Raw genomic sequence first — 17,226 nt, 5'->3', positions numbered from 1 at the left:
GGGTGGCAGCGGTCAGTCCTCCGCCGGGACGGCGCCGAACAGCGCTCCGCGGCGCACGCGCTCCGCCTCGCGGACGGCGTCGGGCACGACCTGCGCCAGTCCCGTCCCGGCGAGCCACGCCCCGGTGGCGGCAAGCCCCGGCACCCCGTGGATCGCGGACCGGGCGGCGGCGCTGCGTGCGGCACGTCCGATCACCGACGCCGGCTGCGACTGCGTGTACCGCTCGCGGTGCGCACCGCGCAGCTGCGCCCTGGTGAGGGGGACACCCAGCAGAGCGGATGCCTCGGCCAGCGCGAGAGCCGCGGCATCCGCGTCGTCCATCCCCGAGGTCGCGGGCCGCTCCCCCTGCGTGCCGAAGGAGACGCGCACGATGTGCGCGCCGTGCGCCGCCTCGGCCACCCATGCCCACTTCGCCGTGGAGTGCGTCAGCGCCTTCGCCCGGAACGAGCCGGGCACCGTGAGCACGCCGGTGCCGCGGGGCCGTGCGTCCAGCGCCGGGGCGTCGAGCACGAGCGTGATCAGCTCGATCACCGGGGCGTCGGTGGGTTCGTCGGCTCCGGTCCCGCCGGGCTCGAGCCCGGGCACGAGCGGAGCCAGGAGGTCGCGCGCCACGCGCTCCGGTGCGGCGACCACGACCGCCGTCGCGGTGAGGACGCGGTCGCCCGGCCCTGCGGCTCCGGACTCATCGGCCGGGCCGGACGCGTCGGCCACGTCGGCGGCGGCCGTCCTGACCGTGATCGCCCACCCGCCGTCCGCGCGCGTGATCGCCGAGACCGGGCTGCGGGTCTCGACACGTCCGCCGAGTTCTTCGATGCGCGCGCGGATCGCGGCGGGAAGCCTCGCCATCCCCCCCGCGATGCCCTCGACGGCGCCACCCGGCGCCTTCGCGGCATCCGGGCCGGTGATCACCGCGGGCTGCGCGGCATCGGTCGCCGGCGACACACGGGCTGCCGTGAGCTGGGCGACCGCGCCAGAGAGCGAGCCGGTGCGGGTGAGGGCCGCGCTCAGACCCGGGGCCGCGAGGTCGACGTCGATCTCGTCGGGACGCGACGAGTACACCCCGGCGGTGACGGGGGCCACGAGACGATCGACGACCCGGACGCCCATGCGGGAGCGCACCAGCGCACCCAGACTCTGCTCGCGACCGATCGTCAGGGGCGGTCGCAGACGGTCGACGTAGGCGCGCCACGCGCCGCTCCACCCGATCACGCGACGGACGTCCGGCGCGAACGGATTCTCGGGGATGCCGAGCACACCCCCGGCCGGCAGCGGCGCGGCGCCCACTCCCGGCACACCCGCGACCCAGGCCCGCCCGGCGTTCGGAGCGACGACGGCGTCGGCCATGCCGAGCTCCCCGACCAATGCGCGGACCGTTCCGCCACGGGTGGCGTAGCTCTCGGCGCCGGCGTCGACCAGGATGCCGGCGACCTCAGCCGTGCGCAGCACCCCCCCGACGCGATCAGATGCTTCGAGTACGGTCACCGGAATTCCGACCTTCGCGCACTCCATCGCGACGACGAGACCCGCCATTCCGCCCCCGACCACGACGACGTGGCTGTCGCGCGCCTGGGCGGCGAGGTCGCTGATCGGCCGGGGCTGAGGCGAAGCCCCCGCCGCGCTTTCGGACGTCACGCCACGTCCTCCCCGTGCGCGAGCGCCACGATGCGCGTCAGCACCTCGGGGTCGGTCTCAGGGGGGACCCCGTGGCCGAGGTTGAGGATGTGCGCCCGCGCCGCCCGCCCGCGCTCGATGACGTCGGTCACGTGCGCGGCGAGGACCGGCCACGGCGCCTGCAGCAGAGCAGGATCGATGTTGCCCTGCACGGTCGTGTCGGGGCCGAGGACGGCCGCCGCCTCATCGAGCGGCAGTCGCCAGTCGACGCCGACCGCGTCGGCCAGGCCGTCCAGGCGCATGTCGTCGAGGATCGGACCCGTGCCGATGCCGAAATGGATGCGCGGCACCGTGAGTTCGCTCGACCCGTCGCCGGTGCGTGCGCCGAGCGCCTGCCGGGAGTGCGGCGCGACGTATTCGCGGTAGTCGGCGGGCGAGAGCGACCCGGCCCAGGAGTCGAAGAGCTGCACCGCGGATGCTCCGCCCGTCACCTGCGCGTCGAGGAAGACCTCGGCGACCTCGGCCAGCCACGTCGCGAGCAGATGCCAGGACGCCGGATCGGCGTGCATCATCGCCCGGGCGCGGAGGTGCTCCTTGGACGGTCCACCCTCGATGAGGTAGGCCGCGAGGGTGAACGGCGCACCCGCGAAGCCGATGATCGGGGTGTCGCCGAGTTCGGCGGCGACGATGCCGACGGCCTCGCGGATCGGCCCGGACGCGTCGGTGATCACCGCCGGAGGCGTGCGGGTGAGTCGCTTCACGTCGGAGGCCGTGCGGATCGGATCGGCGAACACGGGTCCGCGTCCGGGCTCGATCTCGACCGCGACGCCCGCCAGCTTCAGCGGCACGACGATGTCGCTGAAGAACACCGCGGCGTCGACGTGGTGCCGGCGCACGGGCTGGAGCGTGATCTCGGCCGCGAGCGCGGGGTCCAGGCACGCATCCAGCATGCGCGTGCCGACGCGCAGCTCGCGGTACTCCGGCAGCGACCGTCCGGCCTGCCTCATGAACCAGACGGGAGGTCGGTCCTGACGCTCGCCGCGCAGCGCGCGGATCAACGGGGAATCGGCGGGACCAGGCATCCGTCCATTCTCCCACCCGCCGCGGCGAACAATCACGACGTGAAGCGACCTCGGGCGGGGCCGCGCCGCAGCGGGATATCCTTGCACAGTGCTGATCTGCGTCACGGCGAGTCACAAGACCGCCTCCTTCGAGCTTCTCGAACGGCTCAGCACCCGCACCGCTTCGATCGCCCCGCTCATCTCCGCGCACGACGACTGCGTGCAGGGTGCCGTCGTCGTGGCGACGTGCAACCGGTTCGAGGCCTACGTCGAGATGGACGAGCCGGTCACCGCTGCGGGCGCGGTCGGCGTCGAGGCGACCCTGCTCGCGATCACGTCGGCCACGGGAGTGAGCGCCACCGACCTCGACGGGTCGTACGAGGTGATCGAGGGTGGCGCGGTGGCCGAGCACCTGTTCGCCGTGGCATCCGGTCTCGAGTCCGTCGTCGTGGGCGAGGGCGAGATCGCCGGTCAGGTTCGCCGGGCGCTACTCGAGGCCCGCGCCCAGGGCACGACGTCGCGCGAGCTCGAGCGACTGTTCCAGCGCGCCTCCGAGACGCAGCGCGGCGTGAAGAACTCCACGGCGCTCACCCGGGCGGGGCGGTCGCTCGTGCGGCTCGCGCTCGACCTGGCCGACAGCCGCATCACCGACTGGTCGACGCTGAGGGTGCTTCTCGTCGGCACCGGTTCCTACGCCGCCGCCACCGTGGCGGCGCTCCGCGACCACGGCGCCGCCGACATCTCGGTGGCCTCCCCCTCCGGCCGCGAGGCGGCCTTCGCCGCCCGCCACGGACTGCGCCCGGTGGCCGCTGCCGACTACGCCGACGCTGCTTCGCTCGCCGACCTCGTGATCACGTGCACCAGTGTCGAACGGCCCGTGCTCTCGGCCGCGGTCCTCCAGGCCGGCGGCGCACCCGAGCGCCCGCTCGCGATCGCCGGAGCCACGCGCGCCGGCCGCCGTCTGGTGATCGACCTCGGACTGCCCCGCAACGTCGACCCCGACGTCGCCGGCCTCCCCGACACAGACCTGCTCGACCTCGAGACGATCCGACTCCACGCGCCCGTCGAGGAGCTGCAGGCGACGGATGACGCGCGTCGCGTCGTGGCCGACGCCGCCGCGCGCTTCGCCGTGACCGGCGAGCGGCGCAGCGTCGCCCCCGCGGTGGTGGCCCTGCGCGCTCACGTGTCCACGGTGCTCGAAGCCGAGATCGCCCGCGCCCGCGGGCGGGGCGACGACGGCAGTGTGGAGCAGGCGCTCCGCCATCTCGCGGGCGTGCTCATGCACACCCCGACGGTCCGTGCGCATCAGCTGGCCGAAGAGGGACGCGGCGATGACGTGTTCGCCGCGATCTCGGCACTGTTCGGGCTCGATGTCGACGCTGACGCCGCGCGTGCGGCGGCGGCTGTCGCGGACCAGCGCGCCGTCTGACCCGGGGCCGGCCGTCGGCCTGCCGTGTCGACGCCGAAGTGCGACGATGGAGCTATGAGCCTGCACATCACCGGCGACGAAGCGGCCGACGAACTGCTCACCGAGGATCCTCTGGCGCTTCTGATCGGCATGCTGCTGGATCAGCAGGTGGCGATGGAGACGGCATTCGCCGGACCTCTGAAGATCCGCGAGCGGGTGGGCGCGATCGACGCCGCCACCCTCGCCGGCTACGATCCCGACGCGCTCTCGACGGTGTTCTCCGAGACGCCGGCGGTGCACCGGTATCCCTCGTCGATGGCCGGGCGCGTCCAGGCGCTGAGCGCCGCGATCGAGAAGGACTGGGGGTCGGATGCCGCGGCCCTGTGGACCTCGGGCGACCCCACCGGCCCGGAGGTGCGCAAGCGGCTCACGGCACTCCCCGGGTTCGGGGAGCAGAAGGCGAAGATCTTCCTCGCGCTTCTCGGCAAGCAGTGCGGATTCACCGGCGAGGGGTGGCGTGAGGCATCCGCCCCCTACGGCGAGGAAGGATCCTTCCGATCCGTCGCCGACATCGTCTCGCCGGATTCGCTGCGCAAGGTGCGCGAGCACAAGCAGGCGATGAAGGCGGCCGCCAAGGCCTCGAAGGCCTAGCTCGGGACCGCGACGCCGTCAGCTCCGCCTGAGCACGCTCTCGAGGTCGGGCACGCTCAGCCCGAACGCGGCGAAGAGGTGCGCGATCCAGGCGATCAGCATGAGGGCGAACGGGAACGCGACCCCCGCGAACGAGCCGAGAATCAGCGCCAGCACGCCGTAGCAGAGCAGCGCGGACACCACGAGCACCAGCGCGATCCATACGCTCGCGCGTCTCTTGCCGAAGCGCCAGACCGGCCGCCGGATGCTCGGATCGGTGAGGGGACCGAGCGTCGTCAGCAGCACGGTCACGTACGCGGCGAGACCGGCACCGCCGCCGAGCCGGGCGGCGGCGGACTGGCCGAGCGCCTCGCCGAAGAAGCCGAGGAACACGATCGCGACCCCGATCGACGTGAGCAGCAGGAACCCCACCGCACGACGGATCAGCAGATAGAGCGAGAACTGCGCGATGACCGGCGGGAGCACGGCGGTCGGGCTCTGGCGCAGGATCGCGAGCGCCGAGGCGAGGGCGTCCGCGCGTTTGCCCGAACCGAACTCGGTCTCGGTGAGCAGCTGCTGGATGCGCGGATTCGTGGGATCCAGCGCCGCTGCTTCGGTCGCCACGGCGTACGCGCGCGGCTGGCCGCCCGGCGTGGCCGCGAACACACGGGCGAGCCCGACGAGCGCCCCGGCGCGCTCCCCCGGGTCGGCCCCGGCCAGCTGCACGGCCGCTTCGGCCTGCACCCGCGCGTTCTCGTAGTCGCGGGTGTCGGCGAGCGCGCTGGCCAGCGCCGCCCGCATCTGCCAGATCTGCGGCTCGAGGTTCACCGCCTCGGTGGCGGCCGCGAGCGCCTCGGGTGCCCGCTCGGGGCCGCGAACACCGACCACGCGGGCGAAGGCGACGAGGCCGTACGCGCGGTGCTCGGGGATCGCGCAGGCCAGGCGCGCCATCTCCTCCGCCCCCGCGAGGTCGCCCGAGAACGTCGCGACCTGCGACAGCATGATCAGCGCATCGCCGTCGTTCGGATCCTGCCGGAGCGCGGCGTTCAGCTCGTCGCGCGCACGATCGAGCTGTCGGGCGGCGATGTACGCCTCCGCCCGCTCGTGCGCCGCGCTGTCGACCACGTCAGATCCGGTGCTTCTTCAGATACGTGCGCAGCTGCGAGAAGGTGCCGTCGTCGACCCCGTACTCCAGCACGGGCTTGATCTGCTCGAACCACGATCGCGTCGAGGGGACGATCCGGGATGCCGCGGCCTCGAGGTCGTACGTGCGGATCATGCGCGGCACCCCCGACTGCAGGGATTCCATGAACGCCTGCTCGATGGCCGTCTCGACGACGTACGACAGATCGGCGCCGGAGAACTCCTCGGTCCGCTGCGCGATGCTCGCGGCGTCGATGGCTGCCGCGGGCTTGTCGCGCAGGCCCGTCTGCACGATCGCTTCGCGCGCGGGCGCGTCCGGCGGAAGGATGAGCACGGTGCGATCGAGCCGCCCCGGGCGGCGGAGCGCCGTGTCGATGTCCCAGGGGCGATTCGTGGCCGCCAGCACGTAGACGCCGTCGTTCGAGGCATCCACACCGTCGAACTCCTCGAGGAGCTGGCTCGTGATCATCCGCAGACCCTGCGCGAAGGAATTGCCCGACGTCCGCCGACCGCCGATCGCGTCGAACTCGTCGAAGAAGATGACGCACGGCCGCGCGGCCCGAGCCGTCGCGAAGAGCTGCTGGATCGCCTTCTCGGCCTGCCCGCGATACTCGCCCATGATGTCGGCGAGAGTCGCGTGCACGAAGCTCGCGCCGAGCTCACCGGCGATCGCGCGGGCGATGAACGTCTTACCGCAGCCGGGAGGGCCGTACATGAGCAGGCTGCCGCGAGGCTGCTTGCCGAACATGCGCGCGAGCTCGGGATTGCGCATCGGGGCGAGGAACGACGCATCGAGATGCTGCTTCACTTCGGCCATTCCGGCGACGTCCGCGAGCCGGATCGTCGGCCGTTCGACGTCCCAGACCGGCTGCTCCTCCGCGCCGGGAACCGCACCGCCGATGCGGGCGCGCGGATCCTCGGCGGCCGACGGACCGCCGAGCGCGGGCGGGCCCTCGGCCGCGGGCGCGCCGGACGGGGCTTCGGGCGTGGACGACGGCGGCGGAGCCGTGGGGTGCGCGGGGGCGGCGGGCGGGGCATCCGGCGTCTGGACCGCCCCTCCCCCCGCGTCCGCCCCGGGTGAGGCGTTCCGGCGCCGCAGCAGAGCCGCCGCGGCTCGCGCCCGCAGCACCATGACCGTCTGCTGATTGGCGCCGTAATGACTGAGCGTCTCGATCTCGACGGCCGCGACCTCGGGCTGAGACTCGAGGAGCAGCTCGACCAGATCGACGCGCAGCCCGAGGTTCTGCGGATCGGCGGTGACGGCCTCGCGGATGATCGAGACGAAATCGGGGCCGTCGTCCTCGGGGAGCTGGTCGGACATTCGTACCTCCGGGGTCAGTGCGGGATCGGCGCGGCGTAGGCGAGCTGAGCGGCGACGAGGCCGCGCTCACGACTGACGACCTGAGCCCGACCCGGCACCGACGGCACGGGCTTGACCCGCCCGATCAGCGCGCCCTCCTCGGGGTTGCCCCCCAGCAGGATGCCGGTCACGCCCAGGTCGGTGAACCGCTGGATGATCGGGTCGTAGGCGGCACGGCTCGCGCCGCCGGTGCGGCGGGTGAGGATGACGTGCAGCCCCAGGTCGGCGGCCTGCGCCAGCAGCGGCTGGATCACCGCGAGCGGATTGCCCTGGCTGGTGGCGACGAGGTCGTAGTCGTCGACGATGATGAACCCCTCGGCGCCCTTCCACCAACTGCGCTGCCGCAGCTGCTCGGGCGTGACGTCGGGACCGGGGATGCGTCCGGAGAAGAAGGCCGCCAGCTCGGCCAGCCCGTTCGTGGCGGGTTCGTGCGACGTGAGATAGGCCCCCAGGTAGTCGCTCGGGATCTCTCCGAGCAACGACCGGCGGTAGTCGACCACGAAGATCTTCGCCTCGGTCGGGGTGTAGAGCCGTGTGATCTCCTGCACGATCCCGCGCAGGAACGACGACTTGCCCATGCCCGCATCGCCGTACAGGAACAGGTGCGGCTCCTGTCGCGGATGGATGCCGAACGGCGCCAGCTGAGCCTCGTCCACTCCGAGGAGAAGGCGGCCGGATGCCGCGTCCCCGGCCGCTGCCCGCAGGTCTTCGAGCGGCAGCAGCTCGGGCAGCAGGCGCAGCTTGGGTCCTGCGGGCCCCTGCCACGCCTCGCTCACGCGGGCGATCATGGAGTCGACACCGTCGACGAGACCCGCGGCGTCGCCCGTCCCGTCGATGCGCGGAAGCGCGGAGAGCATCTGCAGACGCTTCGGGCTGAGGCCGCGGCCCGGCGCGTTCGCGGCGACGTTGACGGCCTGCTTGCGGTCGATCTCGGAGTCGCTCGGATCGCCGAGCCGCAGCTCGAGGCGGGTCTGCACGAGGTCCTTCAGGCTCGCCCGGATCTCGAGCCAGCGGTTCGCGGTGATCACGACGTGCACGCCGAAGCTCAGGCCGCGCGCGGCGATCGTCTGCACCCGCGTCTCCAGCGCCTCGTACTCGGCCCGGAGCGTCGCCCAGCCGTCCACGACCAGGAACACGTCGCCGTAGCCGTCGTCGACGAGGCCCTGCGCGCGACGAGCGCGGTACGTGTCGATCGAGTCCACGCCGTTCTGGCGGAAGTACTGCTCGCGGGCGTCCAGGACGGACTCGACCTCGGCGACGGTGCGTCGCACGGACTCGGCTTCGGTGCGCATCGCGATGCCGGACAGGTGCGGGTGCTTCTGCATGCCGATGAAGCTGCCGCCGCCGAAGTCGAGCACGAAGAACTGCAGCTCGCGCGGCGTGCCCGTCAGCGCCAGGGCCGACACCAGCGTGCGCGCCATCGTCGACTTGCCGCTCAGCGGTCCGCCCACGATCGCGACGTGTCCTGCCGCACCGCCGAGCGACACGGTGAGCCGCTCGCGGCGCTGCTCGAGTGGGACGTCGACGATGCCGAGCGGCACGGTGAGGGCGCCCGCCGCCCGCCACCCGGGCGAGACCAGCCCCAGCTGTGGGTCGACGACCAGGTCGGGCATGAGCTGATCGAGGGTCGCGGGGTCGGACAGCGGCGGCAGCCACACCTGGTGCGCGGCGGGCCCGCGGCCCATCATCCGCTCGACGGCGATCTCGAAGGTCGAGCGCTCCTCGGCGGCTTCGGAGGGAGCGGCGGTCTCGGGCTCCGCGGCCTCTTCGCGCTCGACGAGCTGCTGACGGGCGGCCGTGAACAGCTCGACGTCCGCGGCCTGGCCGCGCGCAGCATCCGTCGTCCTGCCGACCGCGCGGCGACGGGTCTTGGGCGGACCCGAGACGTACGCGGCCCGGAATTGCGTCAGGTTTTCGGTGTCGGCCTTGAGGAACCCGACACCCGGCTGCTGCGGCAAGGTGTAGGCGTCCGGGACGCCGAGGACGGTGCGCGACTCGGCGGCCGAGAAGGTCCGCAAGCCGACGCGGTACGACAGGTAGGTGTCGAGCCCACGGAGCTTGCCCTCTTCGAGTCGCTGCGAGGCGAGCAGGAGGTGCACCTGCAGCGACCGGCCGACACGGCCGATGTTGACGAAGCTCTCGACGAACTCGGGCTTGGCGGCCAGGAGCTCGGAGAACTCGTCGGCGACGATCAAGAGCGCCGGGAGCGGTTCGAGATCGTCGCGGCCGTTCTTGCGGGCCTTCTCGTAGTCCGACACGTTCGCGAAGTTGCCGGCGGAGCGCAGCAGTTCCTGTCGGCGCACGACTTCGCCCTGCAGGGCGTCCTGGAAGCGGTCGACGAGCGCGATCTCGCTGCCGAGGTTCGTGATGATGGCCGAGACGTGCGGCATTCCCGCCATGCCGGCGAACGTGGCGCCGCCCTTGAAGTCGACAAGGACGAAGTTGAGCTGTTCGGGCGAGTGGGTGAGGGCGAGGGCCAGCACCAGGGTCCGCAGCACCTCGGACTTACCCGACCCGGTCGCGCCGATCATGACGCCGTGCGGGCCCATGCCCTGCTGCGCGGCCTCCTTCAGGTCGAGCACGATCGGCGCACCGGTCGTGTCCTGGCCGATCGGAACGCGCAGGCGGTCTCGTTCGAGACGCCCTGCCCACGACTGGTCGAAGTCGATCTCGCGCACGTCGGGCAGGCCGAGCAGGTCGACCAGCTCCATCTGGGTCTGCGACGCTGAGCCGCTCGTGGTGCCCGCGACCGTCGTGACGGAATGCAGGGGCAGGAGGCGCCGAGCGGTCGCCTCGGCCTCGGCGAGGGAGATCTGATCGGGGACGAACGACTCGGACGCCCGGCCGAGGTCGATGAGCTCGGCGATCTCGGCGCCGCCGCCGACGCCGGAGGGCAGGGCGATGCGCAGCGTCTCACGGTCGGCCAGTTCGCCCCACCGTTCGGGCAGCTCGATGACCGTGACGCCCATCATGCCGTCGCCGCCCACGATCGGGTCGCCCATGGGCAGGCGCACGCCGTCGACGACGAGCACGATGTGCGGAGCCGCCTCACCGCCGCGACCGAAGCGGGACCGTTCCCGCAGCCCCGCGGGCAGCAGGTCTTCGAGGTCGCCGAGCGACGAGCCGATGAGGCGCGCCGCGCCCAGGCGGTCCTGCGCCCGGGTGGACTGCGTGTGCGGAAGCCACTTCGCCCACTCCCACTGGGGCAGTTGGGCCTCGCCCGCGAGGATCGCGATCTGCACGCTCTCGGGATCGTGCATCGTCGCAGCGCCCGCCACCATCGCACGGGCGAGCGAGCGGACGGATGCCTCGTCCGAGCCGGTGATCTCGATCCGGGCGTAGTCGTTCAGGCGGATCCCCACCGGCAGCGCCGGCTGGATCTCGTGCGTGAGCATGAAGCGGTGCGCAGCGGAGGCGGCCACCGGGTCGAGCTGGGCGAGCGGCGGCAGCTCGGGCGCCTCGAGTGTCACGCAGAGCGGCTGGTCGGCGAGCCCGACGCGGGTCAGGAGGAAGTTCTCGTCGGTCGCAGAGCGTTCCCAGACCCGGGTGCGCTCTTCGGCGATGAACGGCAGCGCCGCCGGCGCGGGATTGATCCAGTTGTCGTGTCGACGCTGCTGACGGGCAGCGACGCGCACCGTCTCGCGCAGCTCGGAGAGATAGGCGAGGTACTCGCGCCGGTTGCCGAGCACCGCGGAGGTGCGCTGCGCGCGCTGCCGCCAGCCGTTGACGGCGACGAAGCCCAGCGAGGACAGCAGGAACATGCCGCCGGTGATGAAGCCCGTGGGCCCCGCGTTCGTGAAGGAGATCATCACGATCGACCCGATGCTGCCGAGCATCGGCAGCAGCGACGTGAGCATGCCGCCCGAGCCGTCGTTGGGCACGAGCTCCGGTGGCGGCTGCACCATGATCTTGCCGCTCGGCATGCGCGGCGGCGCGAGGCGCGGACCCTGACTCACGAGGCTCCGATCAGCCGGTTAACGGTGAAGACGCGGTTGCCCAGTCGCACCCGCACACCGTCTTCGACGAGCGTACGCACTCCCGACGCGAGTGGCGTGATCCGCCCCTCCTCATCCAGGAGGTCGGTGCCGTTGGTCGACCCGGCGTCCGTCACCCATGTGCCCGAGCGCGAGTGCTCCAGGCGGAGGTGGGTCTTGGAGACCGTGGAATCGGGGTCGCGCACCGGGATGAGCAGATCCGACGGCTCGGATGCCCCGGGGTTGCGCCCCAGATTCGCCGCGACCGGGATCGGCAGCTGCTCGCGCTGCCCGGTGTCGAACACCAGGAGCAGCAGCCCGTCGTGCGCGCTCGGCTCGAGGGCATCCTCGTTCGGGACGGCGGACGACCGACGCCGCCGCGGCCCGGGGGCGTCCGCCTCACCGTCGAGCGGGACCGCGGCCGAACGGCGCGGGCCCGGGGCGCCCGTGACCGAGCCGCCGGCGCGATCGATGCGCGGCGGGGTCGAGCGACGCTGCGGCTCGCCGAGCGACAGCGGAGGCGGAGTGAGCGGAGGCGGGGTCGGCGCTGCGTTAGGAGCCGCGTCCGGAGCCGCGGGACGAGAGGAGCGCCGAGGTCCCGGCGCAGGCTGCGCCGCAGCAGGATCGGCAGGCGCAGGACGCCCGGTGCCGATGTCGGTGCCGGTAGCGGGCGCGGCGAGTGCTTCGGGCGGAAGCGGCGGCACCGCGGGGACGTCGAGGGGAGGGATGCCGGGGGCCTCGGTGGGTGGTGCCTCGGCTGCGCGCGCGAGAACGGCGTCCTGATGCGTCGGCTCCGGAGCCTCGGCGTCGGACACGGCGGCGGGCTCGCGGCCACCGGGCCCGAGGGCGGACGCCGTCGCCCGACCGGTGATCGAGTCGGCCGCGCGGCCGAACCCGACACCGGCCGCCACGACGTCGGGTGACGGCGCCGGGACCGGGATCGAGACCTGGGGCGGAGCGATCGACGGAGCGCCGTGCGTGACGTCCTCGGCGGGCGATGCCCGCCGCGAGGCGACGCGCACGCGCCGGGGCAGGCCGGGCACGCGCGGCGGTAAAGCCACCACCACCGTCCCCGCCGCCCGGTCGGCCCAGGAACGACGGAGCCCGCTGCGGTCCCAGGCGGCGGATGCCTCGACCGCCCAGGCTCCGGCGAGGAGCACCAGCGCCCCGGCCGCAGTGACGGCTCCGCGGACGAATGCGCGGTCCACACCCGGTGAGAACGGCTCCTCGATGCGCGAGACGCGCAGGCGCAGCAGCAGCTTGCCGAGACCGAGGCCGGTGCGCGCCTGCAGAACCCAGAGCCCGATCAGCAGTTCTGCCGCCACGAGCACCGCCAAGGCTGCGGATCCCGTCAGGACACCGACGGCGAGGACGACGACCGACACCGCCAGCACGTCGATGGTGAGAGCGAGAAGCCGCGACCCGACGCCGGCGGGGGCTCCGGAGAAGGCGGCGCCCAGCGGCGAAGCGTTCCACGGGATGGTGGTGTCCGCCGCCGACCCGCCGCGCGGCGCGAGGGAGGGCGCCCCCGGAGCAGTGGCCGACGGGGGTGCGAGCAACGGCGGCGGAGCGCCGACCACACCGTGCGGCGCGACGACCAGACGGGCGCTCTGCGCATCCTGCGGTACGCCGCAGAACAGGCAGCGGGGCGTGCCCGCGGGGATCTCCTGGCCGCAATTCCAGCAGGTCGTCGAGCCCGGTGCCGCCGGTGTCGATGGTGCCGGACTCATGCCCCCATCATCCCACGCAGGAGGTCGATGACATCGGCGGCGAGCAGGCCCGCGGGCAGCGCGAGCACGACCGCCAGCCATTCCAGGACGTCGCCGAACCGCGACCAGGCGAGCGAGCGGGCACCGCGACCGACCGGCACGACGAGGAACGCCAACGCCAGGCCGGCGAGCAGCAGCCCGCCGGCGGCGACGGTCAGCCAGAGCGGACCGGCCGCACGTATCGCCGCGGCGAGTGCCACGACGATCACGACGAGAGCAGCCAGCCGCGGCATCCAGCGCAGGATCGGCGCGGAGGACCGTCGCGCACCGAGGAGCAGCGCCAGTGCGGCGCAGCAGATCAGCGCGATGCGGCCCGCGAAGACGAGCGGGTCTGCGACGGTGACGTCGGGCACGGCGAACGGCGCGCTGGCGGCCGCGACGGCGCTGAGCAGGGCCGTCCCGACGAGCAGGCGCGAGGAGGAGCGTCCGACGAGATCGCGGGCCGCGTTCGAGGCGATCGGCCCGCCCTCGGCGGGCACGTGCTGACGCACGGCCCAGCGCGACGTCTGGAAGCGGCCGAAGTCGATGAACATCCCGGGTGGGACATCGAGCAGTGTCGACGGAAGCGCCCGGAGGGCGACGGGGACCGCCCCCAGAGCGACGGCGGCCGGAGCGCTCGCGGGAACGGCCATCGCCACGGCGAGCGCCCACACCGCGACGAGCCCGAGCAGGATGACGGTGGTGGTGCCGAGTTCGGCGCGCATGACACCGGTGCGCGCGAGCAGACCGAGGAGTGCTGCCAGCACGGCCGCCGCGCAGAGCCCGGCCAGGACGGCGAGTGTCGCGGTGCTGGCGGGTAACGGCGGAACCGAGACGACACCGGCCGCGAAGGCGAGCGTGAGAGGACCGGATGCCGCCGCCGCTCCGAGCGGACGATCGGTGCGCGCCCGCAGCACCCAGACCGCGGCGCTCGCCACCGCTCCGGCGGCGGCCGCGACGGCCAGCACGACCCGCGTCCCCTCGCCGATCGAGGTCGGAAGAGCGAGCGCGATGCTCGCCAAGAGCAGTCCGAAAGCGCCGAGCATCCACCAGACGGACGCCGCGGCATCCGTCTGAACCGTTCGCGTCCGCTCGGCGTCGGTGACCGGGGGCGGCTCGGTGAGGTCGACGAGGGCCAGGACGGCGCCGTCGGCCAGGTCCTGTGCGCGCACGTCAGCGCGCACCTCATGGCCGCTGCGTTCGAGGAGCACCCGGTGTCCGGGTTCGAGTTCGATCCCCAATCCGGAGAGCGCTTCGGCGATCAGCACGTCGGGCGCAAGGGCCAGTTCGTAGCGGCTCCCGCCGTCGAGAACGGCGATGCGCCGCCGTTCCGCGATCTCGGCTGCCACCATGACCCCATCCTTCCACGGGCCCTGCCGCGGTCACGGTCAGAGCACTGCGTACCCGTCAGTGCGTGCGGACGCGCGTCGGCGAGACGAGCTCGGGACCGGTGGGCTCGACGAAGCGGACGCTCACCCGGCCTTCGACGTCGACATCCGGGAGCGCGTACGTCATGATGACGCGGTCGCGGTTGACCCGGCCGCCGTCGGGAGTGATCGTGATGCGTGCGGGACGCAGAGCCTCCAGGAAGTCGTCCTCCAGTCCGTCTTCGTCGCCCGTGGCCTTCCTCCAGGCGGTGAACAACTGCGCGGCCGAGGTGTCGTCGCGACGTATGCCGCGTGCGATCGTCTGGCGAGCCAGCCCATCGACGAAGTCGAGGCGGTCCAGCACCATGTCGATGTCGCGGACGACCGACTCGTCGAACCGCGCCGGGTAGTCGATCTCCACGCGCACATCGATCTGCGCTCCGAGCGCCCCGACGACCGCCTCGACAGCCCCGCCGCCGAGCCCTCCGTCGAGCGCGATCGGTCCCAGATGGCGGCTCTCCATCACGTCACACCCCCAGCTCGGAGCTGAGAGCCTCGTCGGCACGCAGTGTCTCGACGGTGTGGCGCGCCGCCGCGTCTGCGCTGAAGTAGTCCTCCACGACGGCGTCGAAGAGCGCATGACCGCGCACGTACTCACCCGCCGTCAACTCGAGGCAGCGTGCGGTGACCTCGTAGAGATCGGTGGCGGCGTCGTGTGTGCCGGCGGAGCCGAGGCCGACGTCGGCGCCGCGGGGAGTCGGATTCGCCGTCGGCGGGGCGCCCAGCGTCGTGGACGCGGTCGCGAGCGCCGTCTCGACCCGCCCCATGTTCGTCGAGACGATCGAGGTGTCGGACCGGTCCATCGTCATCGTGTCATCCAGCGGGTAGTCCCCCATCGCGAAGGCGTCGAGGTTGTAGCTCGCCAGGTCGCCCCTCATCGTGCTGCTCGCGCCGTTCAACATCGTCACCAGTGCGTCCTCCTGATCTGTCAGGGTCTCATCGAGCGTCTCGAGCGCACTCGTGAGCGACTCGAGGATCTCGAGGTACGACCCGCCGCTGACCGCCGTCTCGGCGGTGATCGCGGCGACGGCGCTGCTGGCCAGCGCGGCGATGCTTCCCAGGGCGGCAACCGCCGCAACCGTGCCGGCGCCCGCGGTGACGACGCCCGAGACCGCACCGGCGACGGCGGCGACGACCGTCAGCGCGAGCGTGCCGTTCGCGGCGGAGGCATCCTCCGCCTGCTTCGCCCACGCCGCCCGTGCGGCGTCGCAGATGGTCGCGACGTCTGTGCGCGCCGCCGGCCACATCGCCTGCTCGCCGGCGTAATTCGCCTCGAGGATGATGCAGGCGTCCCCGAGGCCGTGGGCGACCTTCGAGAACTGCGTGTAGTACTTGTCCAGAAACGGTGCACGGAAGCTTCCGCGCAGATTGTTCACGACGACCTCGTGCACCGTGTCGTTCGCGGTGGCGATCTCGCCGCCGCCCTGCACCGTCGGGCTCGTCGCCGATCCGCCCAGCAGGGCCGTCGTCGCATTCGCCGCACCGCGCGGCGCCCCGCACAGGGAGCCGTCCGGCAGGTCGAGCCACGATGAGACCCGCGAGTCGATCACGGCCCGGATCTCGGCGAACTCCTCGGCCACCGAGTCCTCCACGCCGTTGCCGTCGCCTCCGCCGGAACCGTCCTCCGCGGGGCGGTCGTAGAAGTTGAGCATCCAGCCCCATTTGGCGTAGAGCTGGTCGTTGCCCCAGTTCGGGTAGAAGCCCTGGTCGGCCATCCAGCAGTCGATCGCGGCGCGCTTCATCTGCCCGACGATGCCCGACAGGTCTGCGTAGTCAGCCATGAACGTGCTTCTCCCCCTGGGACGCGGTCATCGCGTCCCTGTATCCGTGACGTGCGAGCGCGATCCTCAGCGGGGCCGCGCTCGGTGATGCAAGGTCGCATCGAGGTGCTGCTGTGCGAGCGAACGCACGCCGACCAGCACCAGCCCGGCGATCAGCGCCCCCGCGCCGATCAGCAGCAGGAGCGCGCCGATGCTCGCCTGGGTGGGGGCGTTCTCGAAGAACGAGCGGCTCGAGGTGCCGAGCAGCGTCAAGCCCCCGAGCAGCAGCAGGAGCACCGAAAGCACGAAGAACACGACCGCGACACCCGGCAGGCGCAACCGCTCCGTCGATGCGGGAGAACTCCGGGGGGCGCGGGAATCGGTCATGACAACAATCCTGAAGGCGACATTCGAATGGCTTCCTTCCCGTCAGACCGCGGTGAAGCGACCCGCCGAGTTCTTGTCTTGGGTGACGTACTCCTCGGCCATGCGGTCTGTTGCGTCCGCGACCCGAGCGAGCAGGGTCTTCATCTCGTCGAAGGTGCGTGACCACGAGCGCTGCGCCTGGTCGTAGGCCTGTTGAGCTCCGCCGTCCCACTGCGCGCGTAAGCGGCCGACCTCCTGCTCGAGGCCGGCGAGAACGCCGGCGATGTGCGCGCTCTCGGACCGCAGCTCGGCGGCACCGGCGTGCAGCGACTCGGGAGTGACCTTGAGGTCCGACATGTCAGCTCGCCCCCATCATCGAACCGAGCCCGCCGATCGTGGCCCGGTGCTCGTCTTCCGTCGCTGCCTGGTCGCGCTCCGTTCCGCGCAGAGCGTCCTCCAGCTGCACCAGGATGCGGTTGAGTCGGCCGGCGTCTTCGCGCCAGGTCGTGAGCATGTGGGCGTACGACGTCGCGGCGTCGCCCTCCCATGCGGCCGAGAGCTCCTCGAGCTGCGTGCGCACCCGCCCGAGGCTGGCGGTGATGTCGCCGTGCGCGCCGATGACGGCCTCGGCTCCGCGCCGCAGCGCGCCCTCGGTGGCGGAGATCTTCTCGATCATGACTGCTCCCTCTCGATCACGGTCGATCGGTTCCTGGTCGATATGCCGCACGTGGATGCTGC

14 protein-coding genes are annotated in these 17,226 nt (G+C 72.5%); 2 read left to right on the top strand and 12 right to left on the bottom strand.

All coding sequences use genetic code 11. From position 1 onward, the window contains the following. Positions 1-12 precede the first annotated feature (12 nt). Together hemG and hemE are read right to left on the bottom strand one after the other, a co-directional pair. Positions 13-1,632, bottom strand: coding sequence for a protoporphyrinogen oxidase (gene hemG / locus ACFM35_RS14420; protein WP_378843259.1), 1,620 nt, complete (start codon positions 1,630-1,632; stop codon positions 13-15). Then, positions 1,629-2,693, bottom strand: coding sequence for a uroporphyrinogen decarboxylase (gene hemE, locus ACFM35_RS14415; RefSeq protein WP_378843257.1), 1,065 nt, complete (start codon positions 2,691-2,693; stop codon positions 1,629-1,631). The genes hemG and hemE overlap by 4 nt, the downstream gene beginning before the upstream one ends. 88 nt (positions 2,694-2,781) lie before the next feature. On the opposite strand from hemE, the gene ACFM35_RS14410 reads away from it, so the two are divergent. Beyond that, positions 2,782-4,101, top strand: coding sequence for a glutamyl-tRNA reductase (locus ACFM35_RS14410; protein ID WP_378843255.1), 1,320 nt, complete (start codon positions 2,782-2,784; stop codon positions 4,099-4,101). A 54-nt stretch (positions 4,102-4,155) separates the two neighbouring features. Beyond that, a complete protein-coding gene (locus tag ACFM35_RS14405) occupies positions 4,156-4,731 on the top strand; it encodes an HhH-GPD-type base excision DNA repair protein (RefSeq protein ID WP_378843253.1) in 576 nt (191 codons plus the stop codon). 18 nt (positions 4,732-4,749) lie between these two features. On the opposite strand, the gene ACFM35_RS14400 is transcribed toward ACFM35_RS14405, so the two are convergent. From ACFM35_RS14400 to ACFM35_RS14355, 10 genes are all read right to left on the bottom strand, one after another. Next, complete coding sequence (locus ACFM35_RS14400; RefSeq protein WP_378843251.1) at positions 4,750-5,835, bottom strand: tetratricopeptide repeat protein; 1,086 nt, start codon at positions 5,833-5,835, stop codon at positions 4,750-4,752. A gap of 1 nt (position 5,836) precedes the next feature. Further along, on the bottom strand, positions 5,837-7,174 hold the full coding sequence (locus tag ACFM35_RS14395; RefSeq protein WP_378843249.1) for an ATP-binding protein: 1,338 nt from the start codon (positions 7,172-7,174) through the stop codon (positions 5,837-5,839). Positions 7,175-7,188: 14 nt separating this feature from the next. Beyond that, the gene (eccCa, locus tag ACFM35_RS14390; RefSeq protein ID WP_378843247.1) at positions 7,189-11,169 is read right to left on the bottom strand and encodes a type VII secretion protein EccCa; all 3,981 of its coding nucleotides are present in this window, start codon (positions 11,167-11,169) and stop codon (positions 7,189-7,191) included. Beyond that, complete coding sequence (locus tag ACFM35_RS14385; protein WP_378843245.1) at positions 11,166-12,917, bottom strand: FHA domain-containing protein; 1,752 nt, start codon at positions 12,915-12,917, stop codon at positions 11,166-11,168. Before ACFM35_RS14385 ends, eccCa begins: the two co-directional genes overlap by 4 nt. Beyond that, complete coding sequence (locus tag ACFM35_RS14380; protein WP_378843243.1) at positions 12,914-14,287, bottom strand: hypothetical protein; 1,374 nt, start codon at positions 14,285-14,287, stop codon at positions 12,914-12,916. The genes ACFM35_RS14385 and ACFM35_RS14380 overlap by 4 nt, the downstream gene beginning before the upstream one ends. Before the next feature lie 55 nt (positions 14,288-14,342). After that, the gene (locus ACFM35_RS14375) at positions 14,343-14,828 is read right to left on the bottom strand and encodes a hypothetical protein (RefSeq protein WP_378843241.1); all 486 of its coding nucleotides are present in this window, start codon (positions 14,826-14,828) and stop codon (positions 14,343-14,345) included. Position 14,829: 1 nt separating this feature from the next. Further along, positions 14,830-16,143, bottom strand: a complete 1,314-nt coding sequence (locus ACFM35_RS14370; protein ID WP_378843239.1) for a hypothetical protein — start codon at positions 16,141-16,143, stop codon at positions 14,830-14,832. Positions 16,144-16,209: 66 nt separating this feature from the next. Further along, positions 16,210-16,509 (bottom strand): hypothetical protein, encoded by a 300-nt coding sequence (locus ACFM35_RS14365; RefSeq protein WP_378843237.1) that lies wholly within the window; start codon positions 16,507-16,509, stop codon positions 16,210-16,212. 42 nt (positions 16,510-16,551) lie between these two features. Next, positions 16,552-16,845 (bottom strand): WXG100 family type VII secretion target, encoded by a 294-nt coding sequence (locus tag ACFM35_RS14360; protein WP_378843235.1) that lies wholly within the window; start codon positions 16,843-16,845, stop codon positions 16,552-16,554. Position 16,846: 1 nt separating this feature from the next. Further along, positions 16,847-17,164, bottom strand: a complete 318-nt coding sequence (locus tag ACFM35_RS14355) for a WXG100 family type VII secretion target (protein ID WP_378843233.1) — start codon at positions 17,162-17,164, stop codon at positions 16,847-16,849. Between the last annotated feature and the right edge of the window lie 62 nt (positions 17,165-17,226).

It is taken from the genome of Microbacterium songi (assembly GCF_042747925.1).
In the GTDB taxonomy this organism is placed as follows: domain Bacteria; phylum Actinomycetota; class Actinomycetes; order Actinomycetales; family Microbacteriaceae; genus Microbacterium.
This window is presented reverse-complemented; position numbering and strand designations above follow the sequence as displayed.

Coding starts and splice junctions, on each gene's coding strand:
- hemE (WP_378843257.1), bottom strand. CDS start 2,693: ATGCCTGGTCCCGCCGATTCCCCGTTGATCCGCGCGCTGCGCGGCGAG.
- ACFM35_RS14405 (WP_378843253.1), top strand. CDS start 4,156: ATGAGCCTGCACATCACCGGCGACGAAGCGGCCGACGAACTGCTCACC.
- ACFM35_RS14395 (WP_378843249.1), bottom strand. CDS start 7,174: ATGTCCGACCAGCTCCCCGAGGACGACGGCCCCGATTTCGTCTCGATC.
- ACFM35_RS14385 (WP_378843245.1), bottom strand. CDS start 12,917: ATGAGTCCGGCACCATCGACACCGGCGGCACCGGGCTCGACGACCTGC.
- ACFM35_RS14380 (WP_378843243.1), bottom strand. CDS start 14,287: ATGGTGGCAGCCGAGATCGCGGAACGGCGGCGCATCGCCGTTCTCGAC.
- ACFM35_RS14370 (WP_378843239.1), bottom strand. CDS start 16,143: ATGGCTGACTACGCAGACCTGTCGGGCATCGTCGGGCAGATGAAGCGC.
- ACFM35_RS14365 (WP_378843237.1), bottom strand. CDS start 16,509: ATGACCGATTCCCGCGCCCCCCGGAGTTCTCCCGCATCGACGGAGCGG.
- ACFM35_RS14360 (WP_378843235.1), bottom strand. CDS start 16,845: ATGTCGGACCTCAAGGTCACTCCCGAGTCGCTGCACGCCGGTGCCGCC.
- ACFM35_RS14355 (WP_378843233.1), bottom strand. CDS start 17,164: ATGATCGAGAAGATCTCCGCCACCGAGGGCGCGCTGCGGCGCGGAGCC.